This window comes from Sphingosinicella soli (assembly GCF_014199685.1).
In the GTDB taxonomy this organism is placed as follows: Bacteria; Pseudomonadota; Alphaproteobacteria; order Sphingomonadales; family Sphingomonadaceae; genus Sphingosinicella; species Sphingosinicella soli.
This window is the reverse complement of record NZ_JACHNZ010000039.1, coordinates 1-14,982: the sequence shown is the minus strand read 5'-3', so window position 1 is coordinate 14,982 and position 14,982 is coordinate 1. Positions and strand designations below refer to the sequence as shown.

The window sequence follows — 14,982 nt, the reverse complement described above, 5'->3', positions numbered from 1 at the left end:
GCTCAACCGGGCGGCGATCCTTGCGTGTCCGGGAACATGCCCAGGCGGTCGAGCGGGCTGACCACTGCCTTCACTGTGCGCGTTGCCACCCGGGTGTACAGCGTCGTGGTCTGCAATTGGGAATGCCCCAGCAGCACCTGGATGATGCGGACATCGACGCCGTCTTCGAGCAGGTGGGTGGCGAAGCTGTGGCGCAATGTATGCGGCCCAACTCGCTTGGTGATCCCAGCGGCATGGGCGGCTTCGGCGGCAATGCGGTGCACTTGCCGGGTGCTGATGGGTTTGAGGTAATGCATGCCTGGGAACAACCAGCCATCGGGATGCATCACCCCCTCTTTGCGTCCGATCTTCCACCATTCCCGCAGGAGAACGAGCAAGTCATGAGCGAGCATGGCATTGCGATGCCCGCCGCCCTTGCCGCACTCAACACGGAGCAGCATGCGTTCGCTGTCGATATCACGGACCCTGAGGCGGGACACTTCCCCGGAGCGCTGACACGGCGGTGTTCATGGCCGGGGCGCCGAACCCCATCTCCGACTGCTCGATCTGGTAGCGGCGCAAATCTTCATCGGTGGCCGTGTCAGGTGGCCGTCCGAGCCAGATCGCGAACCGCTCGACATCGCGTAAGTAGTTGCGCTGTGTCGTCCGACAAAGACGCTGCAGCTTCATGTCCTCGATCATCCGCTCACGCAGCGTCGTGGCAGGGGCTGTGATAATGGTACCGGTCATTGCTCGACTCCTCGGTTGAAGGAGTCGCAAAGGTCTGCCTCCAGCCTGGGAGGCTCAACCCGATCGCGCGTTTATCCGGGCTCTCACAAGATCAGTCATTGCGCCATTCCCGCGCCAGCGGGTTCGTACCTGTCTCTGGCTCCTGCCAGCGCGCTGAAGATACCTTCCCAGATGCCGCGCTCGGACCAGCGAACGAACCGGTTGTATAGCGTCTTTTTCGGGCCGTAGACGTCAGCGCAGTCAGCCCAACGGCCACCGCTGCGAAGCGCATGGACAATCCCACTCAGCACCCGACGATCATCCACGCGAGGCTTACCTCGCACATCGGTCGGAAGCAGGAGCTCGATCCGAGCCCACTGCGTATCGGAAAACCAAAAGAAATCAGCCATCTCACAGCCTCCTCGATCAGGCAGTGAATCACGATCAAGCTGGCAGCGAAACCCCGTTATTGGGTCCGAACCCTAGGCCTGTGCAATGTCCTCCCGCTCAACGACCTCCTGAAGGAAAGCGAACTGTTCTTCGGCGCTCTCCGCAAGATCCTGCGTCGCGGGCAGGTTTTCCATGATGTAGTACTGGAAAGTGGTGCTTTCGCCCACGCGTTCGCCCGGGATCACCTGCGAGATCATCACCCCGCGTCCGCCGCCACCGAACGACGCAATTGAGATGCACGGAAACACCGTCCACACGCCGTAGGACAGTGTTTCGAGATCCCACTCGTCTTCCGGGCGATCAGCGATCGCGGCCATGTAGCCAAGGGTTTCCGTCGCGACGTGACCCGGCGTCATGGCAGGCGTTTTGATGTGCTGATGCGGACCCCAGGTGAAATAAACTCCCCGGTTGGTCATATCGCGGCCGAAGGTTTCACCATGCAGGACAGGCACGTGATAATATCCGAGATAGCCATCGTAAGACAGCTTCCAGTTCGGCCCCTTGAACTGCCGCTTCGAAAAGAACTTCCAGTCCTTGAACCCGAAGGTTGAAAGCACTTCGTCGTAGCCCTTGAGGAAAGGCTCGATCTCAAGCTGCGTATCGGGATTGACGATGGCCCAGATCAGCCCCGCACGTTCGATCACCGGGAACTGCCGCAGGCCATAGTCGGCCTTGTCGATATCCCCGAATCCTCTCGTGCCGAAATGCCAATAAGGCTGCCGTCCACTCCGAATGTCCAGCCATGGAACGGGCAGGTAAAACGCGCGCGATTGCCGCAGGCTTCCTGCTCCAACTTCACACTCCGGTGGCGGCAGGCCATTGACACGCGCGCGCACACGCATAGTTATGCTGCACCGCAACAGGAGGTTGGGCTGAAGATCGCGATCGTCGATGAAAACGCTGCGCGGGCTGCTGTTATCGAACAGGGGCTGCGGGAGGCGGGTCTTGACGATGTCGCGGTTCTTGCGGAACGGGTCGGCCTCGTCGCGCGGCTTGAAGCGCTTGCGCCGGATGTGGTGTTGATGAGCCTCGGCAATCCGGGCCGTGACCAGTTGGAGGAGAGCTTTTCCCTCTCGCGCGCGCTTGCCCGCCCGATCGCCATGTTCGTCGATCAATCCGATGAGCGCGCGATCGCGGAAGCCATTGATGCGGGCATCTCTGCCTATGTCGTGGATGGTATGCGGAAGGATCGCATCAAGCCGATCCTTGAGCTCGCGGTGCGGCGCTTCAATGCGTTCTCGCGGTTGCAGATGGAGCTGGCCGAGGCGAAATCGGCGCTCGCCGAACGCAAGGTGATCGATCGCGCCAAGGTGCTTCTCATGAAGCGGCGCGGCATCGACGAGCCCGCAGCATACGCCCTGCTGCGCAAGCAGGCGATGGACAGCGGCCGCCGCATTGCCGAGATCGCCGAGGCGCTGGTCACGGCTGAGGCGTTGCTGGGAGACGGATCATGAGTCTTTTCAAGATCGGCTTCCTGCCGCTTGTCGATGCGGTTCTGCCCGTCGTCGCGCATGAATTCGGCCTCGCAAAGGCCGAAGGCATCTCCATTGAAATGGTTCGCGATGCGAGCTGGGCGACGGTCCGCGACCGGCTGATCTACGGACAGACGGACGCCGCGCACCTCCTCGCCCCGCTCGCCATTGCGACATCGATGGGGCTGGACCGCCCTGCCGTGCCGCTGGCGGCGCCTTTCATGCTCGGGCTGAACGGCAATGCGGTGACGGTAACGCCGCATCTCGCCGCGAAACTGGCGGGCAACGCCGAGATTGCCGCCACCGGCCGAAGACTTGCGACTTTGGCGCGTGCGCAGGCAGAGAACGGGAGAAAACTGCGCTTCGCCGTCGTCCATCGCTATTCGAGCCACAATTACATGCTGCGCTACTGGCTTGCCGCTTCGGGCTGCGATCCGGACCGGGATGTCGAGATCGTCGTGGTCCCTCCCCCCTTCGTCGCGGAGGCGCTTGGTAGCGGCGAGATCGATGGATCGTGCGTCGGCGAGCCCTGGAGCAGCGTCGCCGTGGAACGGGGCGTTGGCGTCATTATCGCCGCAACCACGCATATCTGGCGCCGGGGCGTCGAGAAACTGCTGGCGCTGCGCACGTCAACGCTCGACGAGCGGCGCGATGACGTGGCGGCGCTCATCCGGGCGCTTCATACCGCCGGCAAGGTGGTGATCGATCCCGCGCAGCGCACGGCGGTTGCCACCCTTCTCGCGCGCCCTGACTATATCGGGCAGCCCCCGGAAATCATCGAACGCGCGCTTTCCAACCGGCTTGCGCGCGAACAGGGCGCCCCTCCATCAGAGGTTGATGACTTCCTCGTGTTGCACCGCGAAGCCGCCAACTTCCCATGGCGCAGTCAGGCGATGTGGCTTTATTCGCAAATGGTGAGATGGGGCCACGCCCCCTTCTCGCAGGACGGGTTTGATGCCGCCGCCGCCGTGTTCAGGCCGGATATCTACCGGGCTGCGCTCGCGGGAACAGACGCAATTCTGCCGGGTGCGAGCGCAAAGGTTGAAGGCGCGATCGCGGAGCCGACAGGTGCCGGAAGCGTCAGCGGACGGCTTATTCTCGGCCCCGACCGCTTCTTCGACGGGCGGCCTTTCGATCCCGACCGCGCCGCCGCCTATCTGGGTTTCCATGAGGGATCGGCATAAAAATGCTGCACATGCGAAAAACCATCTTGCGGCGTAGGCGAATCCGTGACAGCTTTTCGAAATCCGGGCGACGAGGTTCGGATACGAGATAGACGGCAGCGCCCAACGACGGACGCAGCCACGGCTTTCCGGTCAATCCGGCAGGCTCGAAACGGCAACGACGCCGCCCGGAACGCTCCCGCGATGGACCGCTTCCGAGGCGGCTTTTTTCATGCCCGAACGACGCGCGCTGCAAGGCGCGCAGACGGAACGGCAGCGGAGGGACGATATGAACAAGGGGAACACGGGGTTCTGGTCGGCCGGGCATCGGCCGACGCTGTTTGCTGCATTTCTGTATTTCGATCTTGCCTTCATGGTGTGGGTCATCCTTGGGCCGCTGGCACCGGATATCGCCGAGGATCTTGGCCTCAACGCCGCAGAAAAAGGGCTTATGGTCGCCGTGCCGACGCTCGCGGGGGCGGTGCTCCGGCTCGTCAACGGCCTCCTCGTCGATCGCATCGGGCCGAAGCTGACCGGCGCCATCGGTCAGCTTATCGTGATCGCGGGCCTGCTCGTGGCGTGGGGGCTCGGCGTCAACAGTTTCGGCGGAATCCTCGCGGTCGGCGTCGTACTCGGTTTTGCCGGCGCCAGCTTCGCGGTGGCCCTGCCCCTCGCCAGCCGCTGGTATCCCCCGGAACACCAGGGCACGGCGCTCGGCATCGCGGGCATGGGTAATTCGGGGACCGTTTTCGCAGCCCTGTTCGCACCCGGCCTCGCCGCGCTGTTCGGCTGGAACGCCGTTCTCGGCCTCGCCGTCATCCCGCTTGCGGTCACGTTCGTGATCTACATGGCGCTTGCCAAGGACGCGCCGGACGCTCCCGCGCCCAAGCCGATCTCGGCCTACCTCGAACCGCTCCGCAACCGCGACGCATGGTGGTTCATGCTGTTCTACGGCGTCACCTTCGGCGGCTTTGTCGGCCTGTCGGCGTCGCTCGGCATCTACTTCACCGACCAGTACGGTTTGACGCCCGTGATCGCGGGTTACTGCACCGCCGCCTGCGTTTTCGCGGGATCGTTGGTAAGGCCGATCGGCGGCGCCCTCGCGGACCGCATAGGTGGCACACGAACACTTTCAGTCGTTTACGCGGTGGCGGCTGCGGCACTCGCAGCGATCAGCACAGGCCCCGCGACCGTAGGACTTGCACTCGGCCTGTTCGTGATCGCCATGCTCGCGCTCGGCGCAGGGAACGGCGCGGTATTCCAGCTGGTGCCGCAGCGTTTCCGCGCGGAGATGGGCGTCATGACCGGCCTTGTCGGCTTCGCGGGCGGCGTGGGCGGCTTCTACCTTGCATCGTCGCTCGGCATTGCGAAGCAGCTCACGGGCAGCCCGCAACTCGGCTTCCTGATCTTCGCGGCGCTGGCGCTGGTTGCGCTCGGCGGGCTGACCACGGTGAAGACGCGCTGGCGGTCGACCTGGGGCGCTTCGCTGCAGGGCGCGCGGATCTGATGCGCACCCTGGCTCCACTCCTGCTGGCGGGATGCGCGCTCGCCTTCGATGCAAAGGCGGAAACGCGCTTCCAGCCGATCCTCGATGCAAGGCTCCGCTACGAAACCGTCGATCAGGACGGTCTACGCGATGCCGATGCAGTCACGGCGCGGCTTCGAACGGGTTTCGAGATTGCAAGGGGCGATTTCGCCGTGCTCGCAGAAAGCGAGGCGACCCTTGCGCTCGTCGGGAATTACAACAGCACGACCAACGGGCGGACAGGTTTTCCCGTCGTCGCCGATCCTGAAAACATCGAGCTGAATCGCGCCCAGCTTCAGTATCGCGGCCTGCCTAAAACCATCGTCACGCTCGGACGCCAGCGTATCGCGCTCGACGATCAGCGTTTCGTCGGCAATGTCGGCTGGCGGCAGAACGAACAGACGTTCGACGCGGTGCGCATCGAAAGCGGCGCGCTCGGCCCTGTCACGCTCGATCTCGCCTATGCATGGTCGGACCGCACGATCTTCGGCGTGGACAGCGCGCTCCAGTCGATCGGCGGCGACAATGTCTTCGCAGGCGCGGGTGTGCAATTCGGCACGCTGAAGATGAAGGCTTTCGCCTATCTCGTCGATCAGGACGAAGCGGGCCGCCGGCAATTTTCAAGCCAGACCTACGGCGTGCGCGCCAGCGGCACGCTGCCGCTGCATGACTTCACGCTCGGCATGACGGGAAGCTACGCGCGCCAGTCCGACTGGCAATCGAGCCCGCTCGATTACAGCGCGGATTACTGGCTTGGCGAAGTGTCGCTCAAACGGAAGGCGCTCACGCTCACGGGGGGATATGAAGTGCTCGGGGCATCCGGCGCCGGTGCATTCCAGACGCCGCTCGCCACCGGCCACAAGTTCCAGGGCTGGGCCGATCTGTTCCTCGTCACCCCCGCGAACGGCATCCGCGATCTTTATGCCAGCGCTGCCTACGCGGGTCCGGTCTCGCTGCTGCTGGTGTGGCACCGGTTCGAAAGCGATCGACAGGGACTCCGCTACGGCACCGAATGGAACGCCCAGGTCGGTTTCAAACCCTCGAAGCCGCTTGGGCTGACGCTGAAGTACGCCGATTACGATGCAGATCAATTCGGCGCCGATCGCCGCAAGCTCTGGCTTCAACTCGATTATGTTCTGTGAGGCGCCAATGAAGACCAGTGGACGCGAGCATCTCGTCGTCATCGGCAACGGCATGGCGGGATGCCGCGCCGTGGAGGAAATTCTGGCCCGCGATGCCGCGCGGTATCGCATCACCATCATCGGCGCGGAACCGCGGGTGAATTACAACCGGATCATGCTTTCGCCGCTGCTCGCCGGGGAAAAGCACTTCGATGACATCGTCATCAACCCCATGGGCTGGTACGAAGACAACGGGATCGATCTCCTCTCGGGCGATCCGGTCGAGGCGATCGAGCGGGATACGCGAACCGTCATCACGCGCACCGGCCGCCGCATCGGTTACGACCGCTTGCTGATCGCGACGGGTTCCGATCCTTTCATCATTCCCGTGCCGGGCAAGGATCTGCCGGGCGTCGTCAGCTTCCGCGACATAGACGATGTAGACGCGATGCTGCGCGCGGCGGCGTCGGGCGGTGATGCGGTGGTGATCGGCGGCGGCCTGCTCGGGCTGGAGGCGGCGCACGGCCTGTCGCTGCGGGGCATGACGGTCACCGTGATCCACCTGATGGAAACGCTGATGGAACGCCAGCTCGACGAGGCTGCCGGGTGGCTGCTGAAGTCGGCGCTCGAAGCGCGCGGACAGATGATCCTCACGGGCGCGGACACGGCCGAAATCTATGGCGAGGGCAAAGTCGAAGGCGTACGCCTGAAGGACGGCCGCGAAATTCCGGCAAGCCTTGTCGTGATGGCCGTCGGCATCCGGCCGAATGTGGCGCTGGCACGAAACGCCGGGATCGAGGTCGGCCGCGGCATCAAGGTCGATGACCACATGGCCACTTCCGATCCGGCTGTTCTCGCTGTCGGCGAATGCGTGGAGCACGACGGAAACGTCTACGGCCTCGTGGCGCCGCTGTGGGAGATGTGCCGCGCGCTGGCCGACGGTCTCACCGCGCGGCCCACCGGGTATCGCGGTTCCATCACCTCCACCAAGCTCAAGGTCGCGGGGCTCGACGTGTTTTCGGCGGGCGATTTTTCGGGCGGCGGCGGCACCGAGGACATCGTGCTGCGCGATGCCGCGCGCGGCGTTTACAAACGCCTCGTGCTGAAGGACGAGCGCATCGTCGGCGCGGTTCTCTACGGCGATACGTCTGACGGCAACTGGTATTTCGATCTGCTGAAAAAAGCGGACAGCATCGCTGAAATCCGCGACGCGCTTATCTTCGGCCAGGCCTTTGCACAGGGAGACCGCGCGGACCCTAGCGCGGCCGTTGCAGTCCTTCCAGACGACACGGAAATCTGCGGCTGCAACGGCGTTTCCAAAGGCAAGGTCGTGGCCTCCATCGAAAGCGGCGCGGAAACACTCGATGCAGTGCGCGCGACCTGCAAGGCGTCGGCATCGTGCGGTTCCTGCACGGGTCTTGTCGAAACCCTGCTCGCGCTTACGCTCGGCGATGATTATTCCGGCGAGCGCACCACGAAAACCATGTGCAAATGCATCAGCTTCGGCCACGACGACGTGCGCCGTGAAATCTCCGTGCAGGCGATGAAATCGATTCCCGAGATCATGCAGAAATTGCACTGGTCGACGCCCGATGGCTGCGCATCCTGCCGCCCCGCGCTCAACTATTATCTGCTCTGCGCATGGCCGGGTGAATATTCGGACGATCAGCAGAGCCGTTTCGTCAACGAGCGGATGCACGCGAATATCCAGAAGGACGGCACCTATTCCGTCGTGCCGCGCATGTGGGGCGGGCTCACCACGCCGCAGGAACTGCGCGCGATCGCCGATGTCGTCGAGAAATACAACGCACCGATGGTGAAGGTCACCGGCGGCCAGCGGCTCGATATCTTCGGCATTCGCAAGGAGGATCTTCCCGCCGTATGGGCCGATCTCGGTGCGGCGGGCATGGTTTCGGGCCACGCCTACGGCAAGGCGCTGCGCACGGTGAAAACATGTGTCGGCTCCGAATGGTGCCGCTTCGGCACGCAGGATTCCACGGGTCTCGGCGTGAAGCTGGAACGCGGTTTCTGGGGAAGCTGGATGCCGCACAAGTTCAAGATGGCGGTGAGCGGCTGCCCGCGGAATTGCGCCGAAGCCACGATCAAGGACTTCGGCGTTGTCTGCGTCGAGAGCGGTTACGAATTGCACGTCGGCGGCAACGGCGGCATCAAGGTGCGCGCGACCGACCTGCTCGTGAAAGTGGAGACGGAAGCCGAAGCGATCCACTACGCCGCCGCCTTCGTCCAGCTCTACCGCGAGGACGCGCGCTATCTCGAACGCACCGCACCGTGGATCGAACGCAAGGGCATCGACTGGCTGAAGGCGCAGATCGTGGACGACGCCGAAAACCGCGACACGCTCGCCGCGCGCTTCTGGCACAGCCAGCAATATATGCAGGATGATCCGTGGGCCGAGCGCGCATCCGGCTGTGCGCGCGACCTGCTGCACCGCCCGCTGGCCGAGGTGCGACCCATCAGGATCATGGAAGGCGCGGACGCATGACCCCCGAATGGCTCGATATCGGTGCGGCAGTCGATATTCCGCTGCGCGGCGCGCGGACGGTGCCAGTCGAAGGCGGCGAGGAGATCGCGGTGTTCCGCACGGGATCGAACCGTATCTACGCGCTCGTCAACCGCTGCCCGCACAAGAAAGGCCCGCTCAGCCAGGGCATCGTGCACGGCGACAGTGTCGCCTGTCCGCTGCACAACTGGGTCATCTCGCTTGCCACGGGTGAAGCGACGGGCGCGGATGTCGGCTGCACGCCGACGATACCCGTGCAGGTGATAAGCGGCCGGGTGCTCATCTGCCGCTCGTCGATGCTGGAAAGGGCCGCCTGAGATGAGCGCCATCCGCACCACCTGCGCCTATTGCGGCGTCGGCTGCGGAATATCCGGCACGCCGAACGGCGAACGCGACGCCGAAATCATGGGCGATGCCGAGCATCCGGCGAACTTCGGCCGACTGTGCTCCAAGGGCACGCATCTGGGAGAAACCGTCAGCCTCGAAGGTCGCCTGCTTCACCCGATGATCGGCAATGCGCGCGCGAGCTGGGACAAGGCGCTCGGCCTCGTCGCACGGCGCTTCTCGGAAGCGATCGCGCGGCATGGCCCGGACAGCGTCGCCTTCTACGTCTCGGGCCAGCTGCTCACCGAAGACTATTACGTCGCGAACAAGCTGATGAAGGGCTTCATCGGCTCGGCGAACATCGACACCAATTCGCGGCTCTGCATGTCGAGCGCAGTCGCCGGGCACATCCGCGCCTTCGGCGAGGACATCGTGCCCGCGCAGTATGAGGATCTCGAACAGGCCGATCTCGTCGTCCTCGTCGGCTCCAACACCGCATGGTGCCATCCCGTTCTCTACCAGCGGATTCAGGCGGCGCGCGCGGCTCGCGGCACCAAGCTGGTGGTGATCGATCCCAGACGCACCGAAACGTGCGAGGATGCGGACCTGCATCTGCCGCTGCGGCCCGGCAGCGATGTGGCGCTTATGAACGGGCTTCTGGCGCATTGCCGCCGTGCGGGCCTCGTCGACGAGGCTTTTCTCGCAGCGAGTGTCGATGTGCCTGAGGGCTTCTGGGATGCGCTGGAACAGGGCAGCGATCTCTGGTCTACCGCGCGCACGTGCGATCTCGCACCCGCTGATCTCAAACGCTTCTTCGAGCTGTTCGCGGCGCACCCCCGCACGGTCACGCTGTTCAGCCAGGGCGTGAACCAGTCGATCCGGGGCACCGATCAGGTGAACGCCATCGTGAACGTCCACCTTGCCACGGGACGTATCGGCAAGCCCGGCGCGGTGCCCTTCTCGATCACCGGCCAACCGAACGCGATGGGCGGCCGCGAGGTCGGGGGGCTTGCCTCCACGCTGGCGGCGCATATGGATTTCTTGCCCGAAAACGTCGCACGTGTTGCACGCTTCTGGGGCACGCCCCACGTTGCCGCGAAGCCCGGCCTGAAAGCTGTCGATCTGTTCCGCGCGGTGCGCGACGGGCGCATCAAGGCGCTGTGGATCATGGCGACCAATCCTGCGGTCAGCATGCCCGATGCGGGCATGGTCCGCGAGGCGCTGGCCGCGTGCCCGTTCGTGGTCGTTTCCGATTGTATCGCGGATACAGACACCAGCGCACTGGCCCATGTCCGGCTGCCCGCGGCGGGATGGGGCGAGAAAGACGGCACCGTCACCAATTCGGAACGCAGGATCAGCCGCCAGCGCGCGCTGTTCGCCTGCCCCGGCGACGTGCGCCCGGATTGGTGGATCATCACCGAAGTCGCGGCGCGAATGGGCTGGAAGGGCGCGTTCCACTATGCGCGCCCGGCGGACATCTACCGCGAGCATGCCCGCCTCTCGACATATCAGAACGGCGGCACGCGCCTTTTCGATATCGGCCACCACGCAGCCATCGGCAACGGCGCCTACGACGCGATGGAGCCGTGGTGCTGGGGCGGCACGCCGTTCGCCGACGGGCGCTTCCCCACGCCAAGTGGCCGCGCCCGCATGATCGCCGTTTCGCAGATGGAGCTTCAGGCGCCGCTGCCGAACTGGCCGATAACGCTCAACACCGGCCGCTACCGCGACCAGTGGCACACGATGACGCGAACCGGCCTCTCGCCGAAACTTGCACGGCACCGGCAGGAGCCGCTCGTCGAGCTGCATCCCGAAGATTGCGCAGCGCTCGGCCTTGCGGACGGCGATCTCGCCCGCGTCGCCACCCCGCAGGGCGAAAGCGTGTTCCGTGTCGAGCGCACGGATACGCAGCGGCGCGGAGAGGCTTTCGTTCCCATCCACTGGACGGATCGCCAATCAACCGGCGGCCGCGCGGGCCTGCTGCCGCGCACGCTCGTCGATCCGAATTCGGGCCAGCCCGGGTTCAAGTCCACTCCCGCGCGGATCGAAAAGCTCGTTACCGCATGGCGTGGTTTCCTCATCGCCCGCGACGGCCCGGGCCGGATCGATGCGCTCTATGCAACCCGCGTGCGCCTGGCCGCCGGCTGGCTCGTCGAATTCGCCGGCGAAGGCGACGTGATGGCGTTCGCGAAACGTCTGTTGCCGCAGGGAGAGCGCGTCGAAGTCACCGATGCCGCGCGTGGCAACGCGCGCGTCGCCGTGATGGCGCATGGCCGGCTCGCGGCCGCGTTTTATGCCGCGCGCGGCGGCGGCCTTCCCGATCGCGAATGGCTGATCGGGCAGCTCACGGCAAGCGAGGCAGCAGCCTCGGCCGCACTGCTCGCAGGACGGCCCGCCGCCCCTCCGCCTGATCGCGGCGCCATCATCTGTGCGTGCTTTGACGTTGGCCTGAAGACGATCTCAACCGCGATCACCGATCAGGCACTGACCTCGGTGGAGGCCGTGGGCGCCGCGCTCGCCGCAGGGACGAACTGCGGCTCGTGCCGGCCCGCAATCCGGAGGCTGATCGGCGAAGCAGAGGCGCGCGCGCATGGCTGAACCCATTGCTCCCGGGGAGGTCTGGCTTGTCGGCGCCGGTCCCGGCGATCCGGAACTGCTGACCCGCAAGGCGGAGAAATTGATAGGCGCGGCAAGCGTGATCTTCTTCGACGCACTCGTCAGCCGAGACATTCTCGCGCTCGCACCCGCCGAGGCCCGGTGCATTCCCGTCGGCAAGCGTTCGGGCAGGCATTCGAAAACACAGAAGGAGATCAATCGCCTGCTCGTTTCGGCGGCGCTCGCGGGCGAACGCGTGGTGCGGCTCAAGGGCGGCGATCCTTCGATCTTCGGCCGTTCCGCCGAAGAGGTCGCGGCGCTCGCGGCCGCAGGTATTTCCGCGCGCATCTGCCCCGGCATCACGGCCGCCAGCGCCGCTGCGGCCGGCGCGGGGATTTCGCTCACGCTTCGCGGTGTCGCCCAGCGCTTTCAATGCGTGACCGCACATGCGCGCGCAGGCGAGCCGCTCTCGCTCGACTGGAAAGCCCTGGCAGACCCGGCCGCAACGCTCGCCATCTACATGGGACGCGGCGCAGCACCGGAGATCGCAGCGCGCTTGATGCACAACGGCCTCGCATCTGATACGTCGGTTCTGGTCGCGGCGAACGTCAGCCTCCCGAACGCGATTCTGATCAGAACAAGGCTGGACCTGCTGCCCCTGACGGTCAAATCCATCGATCACGACGCGCCCGTCTTGCTGCTCATCGGCAGCGCCACCGCCTTGCATGCGGAGTTGCCCTGTGCCGGGCCTCTGATACGCTCAACGCCTACCTATCAAAATCCCGTAATATCGTTCGCCTGAAACAGCAGGAATAGTTGGCGTCGAGCCCTCGGCCTGGCCCGGCGGATCAAGCCGAAATATCGATGCGCCTCATCGCTGGGGAAGTTATCAGAGAGGGCATCCAGAGGGGCCGGCTTGCAACGAGCGTGCTCGACAGGCGCATCGATTGGAGCACGTGTGTACGTGCAGCGTGGAGCTGATCGCGCAGAATTGCATGTATCAGAGGCGAGCAATATGATCGCCCCGCCTGTTCAGCGACGCTCCGCGCCTTCTTTCTGGCGACACTTGCCCGGAAAGCCGGGATGCGCTATCTTACCTGCGTCTTACTTTGAGGAGATTCGCCGTGGCTGCGGCTCAGGAACGGCTCACCACCACGATTTCGACCAAGGGTCAGGTCATCCTGCCCAAGGCGGTTCGTGACCTGCGGCACTGGCCTGCCGGCACCCGGCTGGCCGTCGAGAATACGGCCGAGGGAGTGCTGCTGAAGCTGGCCCCGGTGTTCCCGCCGTCAAGCATCGACCAGGTATTCGGCTCGCTGAAGCACAAGGGAGCGGCGCTGTCGGTCGAGGGCATGGAAACCGCCGTGGCAGCCGAGGCGAAGCGGCGTGCGCGGGATTGACACCAATGTTGTCGTCCGGTTCCTGACGAACGACGACAAGCGGCAGGCGAAAGCTGCACGCGCCGCGATTGAAGCGGGCGATATCTTCATCACGACAACAGTGATGCTAGAGAGCGAATGGGTACTTCGAAGCGGCTACGGCTTCACTCCCGAAAGGATCGTCACTGGTTTACGCGGCCTCGCAGGCTTACCCGGTATTACGGTCGAGGAGCCCGCACGGACTGCGCAGGCATTGGACTGGACGACTGGCGGCATGGACTTCGCCGATGCATTGCATCTTGCGGGCTCAAATGCCTGCGACGGCTTCCTCAGCTTCGACCGGAAGCTGATCAGAGCGGCCAGGGGCAAACCGGCGATTCCAGTCACCGCGCCTTGAGTAGCGGGAACATCCCTTTTTAGACGCCTGCAAAGGCCAGCGCGGTGGGATCCCTGCGGGGCTATCGAAGGGAAGCGCGAGGTCACTCACGCTGTGGCCAGCTTTCCCAATAGCGCGATCTCATCTGCAAAGACGTGCGTCACGCTCACGTCGAACGCTACGCCAGTACGAAATGAGTCCGTCAGGAGCGCTCTAAGCATACCCGCCCACGCCGGCACGGGGTTGTTCGGCGGCGTCCCTCCGATGCGAGAGCCATCCATACAGATAACCGGGAGTCATCCTATTGCTCCCATCTGTTGATCAGCGGCTTTGTTGAAGCAGCGCGTGTTTCGCGGCCAGATAGCCAAAACGTCATGCGCGGATTCGGCTTGTGGTCCGGGTCACCGTTTGCAATATCGTAGACACTTTCCCCGCGCCCGAATTCCGGATCCTTGCCCTGAACCGCATGTTCGTTGAACCGCTGCACAGTCCTTTCGAGACCCTCGGGGCCGATACCGCCCATGGCGGCAAGCGCAAGAATGCTGTCTGCCCGCTTCAGATAACCGGATCGCAAAGGACCGCCGTGGGGAAGTGGGCTGGGCGGCGCTTCACAAAGCCCGTATCTGGCCAGAGACCGGCTGTCGCACACGAACCACGCAAATCGTTTCAGCCTCGGCGCGCGTTGCTTTCACCAATGCCGCGCCCCAATCATGGTAGGATGCGCCTTCACTCACGAAGCGTTCGCCACGCCGGGTCGCGCAGATCTGCCCCGGCACCGCACGATTGATACAGACAGCGCCGTCCTCCGCCCCTTGCCATCACCAGAAGGCAATCATGACCGACCAGCAGTTTTCTAAAGCGCAGTTGTCTAAAAACCGCTGGTGCCCCGGTTGTGCCCCGGTTTTTTTGATTCCCGACATCGCATATGCTAAAGACAGGGAAGCCGCAGAGGTCTGTGGTTTTCGGATGTGTGGAAGCTAGTAGAAACGGGCGGCTCTTTTGTTTGCTAAACCGCCGTACGGGGTAACCCGTACCGAGGGTTCGAATCCCTCCGTCTCCGCCAATTCATATCATAAGTATATAATTTTCAAGAATTTTTGGAAGAATATCTGTTGCTGGCCCCACTTTGGGCCCTACTTACCTATGGTGCAGCTTGACGCCTCTTAGCGGCTTCGTGCCAATGAGATTTGTTGTGCGACAATGGATCCTGGCGAAGGCGAGGAACCATAATCACAACTTTATCGACACTCGCCTTCGCGGGGACACCTTTGTTATAGTTCGTTGACGATAGTAATCTGAGCCTGCTGGGTACAGGCTCAGATTGTATTGACACCGACCACCGCGCCTG

14 protein-coding genes and 2 pseudogenes are annotated in these 14,982 nt (G+C 64.0%); 11 read left to right on the top strand and 5 right to left on the bottom strand.

Annotated features, from left to right (window positions below):
* Positions 1-2: 2 nt before the first annotated feature.
* The 4 genes and pseudogenes from GGQ98_RS18690 to GGQ98_RS18960 form a co-directional block, all read right to left on the bottom strand.
* A pseudogene (locus GGQ98_RS18690) lies at positions 3-729 on the bottom strand (tyrosine-type recombinase/integrase).
* Between the two features lie 137 nt (positions 730-866).
* A pseudogene (locus tag GGQ98_RS14530) lies at positions 867-1,118 on the bottom strand (transposase); the annotation flags it as partial.
* A 72-nt stretch (positions 1,119-1,190) separates the two neighbouring features.
* On the bottom strand, positions 1,191-1,715 hold the full coding sequence (locus tag GGQ98_RS18965) for an SRPBCC family protein (protein WP_424141363.1): 525 nt from the start codon (positions 1,713-1,715) through the stop codon (positions 1,191-1,193).
* Between the two features lie 83 nt (positions 1,716-1,798).
* Positions 1,799-1,978: a Rieske 2Fe-2S domain-containing protein gene (locus GGQ98_RS18960; RefSeq protein ID WP_184070764.1), complete on the bottom strand. Its 180-nt coding sequence runs from the start codon at positions 1,976-1,978 to the stop codon at positions 1,799-1,801.
* Positions 1,979-2,030: 52 nt separating this feature from the next.
* Between GGQ98_RS18960 and GGQ98_RS14515 the strand changes: the two genes are divergently transcribed.
* The 10 genes from GGQ98_RS14515 (at position 2,031) to GGQ98_RS14470 (ending at position 13,655) form a co-directional block, all read left to right on the top strand.
* Positions 2,031-2,612, top strand: coding sequence for an ANTAR domain-containing response regulator (locus GGQ98_RS14515; RefSeq protein ID WP_184070808.1), 582 nt, complete (start codon positions 2,031-2,033; stop codon positions 2,610-2,612).
* On the top strand, positions 2,609-3,814 hold the full coding sequence (locus tag GGQ98_RS14510; RefSeq protein WP_184070762.1) for an ABC transporter substrate-binding protein: 1,206 nt from the start codon (positions 2,609-2,611) through the stop codon (positions 3,812-3,814). Before GGQ98_RS14515 ends, GGQ98_RS14510 begins: the two co-directional genes overlap by 4 nt.
* A gap of 229 nt (positions 3,815-4,043) precedes the next feature.
* Positions 4,044-5,300, top strand: a complete 1,257-nt coding sequence (locus tag GGQ98_RS14505; protein WP_424141362.1) for a nitrate/nitrite transporter — start codon at positions 4,044-4,046, stop codon at positions 5,298-5,300.
* Entirely contained in the window at positions 5,300-6,460 is a 1,161-nt protein-coding gene (locus tag GGQ98_RS14500; protein ID WP_184070760.1) for an alginate export family protein, read from the top strand. Before GGQ98_RS14505 ends, GGQ98_RS14500 begins: the two co-directional genes overlap by 1 nt.
* Before the next feature lie 7 nt (positions 6,461-6,467).
* Positions 6,468-8,942, top strand: coding sequence for a nitrite reductase large subunit NirB (gene nirB / locus GGQ98_RS14495; RefSeq protein WP_243451906.1), 2,475 nt, complete (start codon positions 6,468-6,470; stop codon positions 8,940-8,942).
* Positions 8,939-9,277: a nitrite reductase small subunit NirD gene (nirD, locus tag GGQ98_RS14490; RefSeq protein ID WP_184070758.1), complete on the top strand. Its 339-nt coding sequence runs from the start codon at positions 8,939-8,941 to the stop codon at positions 9,275-9,277. The genes nirB and nirD overlap by 4 nt, the downstream gene beginning before the upstream one ends.
* A 1-nt stretch (position 9,278) precedes the next feature.
* Entirely contained in the window at positions 9,279-11,882 is a 2,604-nt protein-coding gene (locus tag GGQ98_RS14485; RefSeq protein ID WP_184070756.1) for a nitrate reductase, read from the top strand.
* Positions 11,875-12,681 (top strand): uroporphyrinogen-III C-methyltransferase, encoded by an 807-nt coding sequence (gene cobA / locus GGQ98_RS14480; RefSeq protein ID WP_184070754.1) that lies wholly within the window; start codon positions 11,875-11,877, stop codon positions 12,679-12,681. Before GGQ98_RS14485 ends, cobA begins: the two co-directional genes overlap by 8 nt.
* 322 nt (positions 12,682-13,003) lie before the next feature.
* Complete coding sequence (locus GGQ98_RS14475) at positions 13,004-13,279, top strand: AbrB/MazE/SpoVT family DNA-binding domain-containing protein (protein ID WP_341534224.1); 276 nt, start codon at positions 13,004-13,006, stop codon at positions 13,277-13,279.
* A complete protein-coding gene (locus GGQ98_RS14470) occupies positions 13,266-13,655 on the top strand; it encodes a PIN domain-containing protein (protein WP_184070752.1) in 390 nt (129 codons plus the stop codon). The genes GGQ98_RS14475 and GGQ98_RS14470 overlap by 14 nt, the downstream gene beginning before the upstream one ends.
* 280 nt (positions 13,656-13,935) lie before the next feature.
* Here GGQ98_RS14470 and GGQ98_RS14465 read toward each other — a convergent pair whose 3' ends face one another.
* Entirely contained in the window at positions 13,936-14,208 is a 273-nt protein-coding gene (locus GGQ98_RS14465; protein ID WP_184070750.1) for a hypothetical protein, read from the bottom strand.
* A gap of 260 nt (positions 14,209-14,468) precedes the next feature.
* On the opposite strand from GGQ98_RS14465, the gene GGQ98_RS14460 reads away from it, so the two are divergent.
* Positions 14,469-14,615: a hypothetical protein gene (locus GGQ98_RS14460; RefSeq protein ID WP_184070748.1), complete on the top strand. Its 147-nt coding sequence runs from the start codon at positions 14,469-14,471 to the stop codon at positions 14,613-14,615.
* The last annotated feature ends 367 nt before the right edge of the window (positions 14,616-14,982 follow it).

Excerpts from the sequence above, each read along its gene's own strand:
- GGQ98_RS14460 (WP_184070748.1), top strand. The coding sequence starts at position 14,469 with ATGACCGACCAGCAGTTTTCTAAAGCGCAGTTGTCTAAAAACCGCTGG.
- GGQ98_RS18960 (WP_184070764.1), bottom strand. The coding sequence starts at position 1,978 with ATGGCCTGCCGCCACCGGAGTGTGAAGTTGGAGCAGGAAGCCTGCGGC.
- cobA (WP_184070754.1), top strand. The coding sequence starts at position 11,875 with ATGGCTGAACCCATTGCTCCCGGGGAGGTCTGGCTTGTCGGCGCCGGT.
- nirD (WP_184070758.1), top strand. The coding sequence starts at position 8,939 with ATGACCCCCGAATGGCTCGATATCGGTGCGGCAGTCGATATTCCGCTG.
- GGQ98_RS14510 (WP_184070762.1), top strand. The coding sequence starts at position 2,609 with ATGAGTCTTTTCAAGATCGGCTTCCTGCCGCTTGTCGATGCGGTTCTG.
- nirB (WP_243451906.1), top strand. The coding sequence starts at position 6,468 with ATGAAGACCAGTGGACGCGAGCATCTCGTCGTCATCGGCAACGGCATG.
- GGQ98_RS14485 (WP_184070756.1), top strand. The coding sequence starts at position 9,279 with ATGAGCGCCATCCGCACCACCTGCGCCTATTGCGGCGTCGGCTGCGGA.
- GGQ98_RS14500 (WP_184070760.1), top strand. The coding sequence starts at position 5,300 with ATGCGCACCCTGGCTCCACTCCTGCTGGCGGGATGCGCGCTCGCCTTC.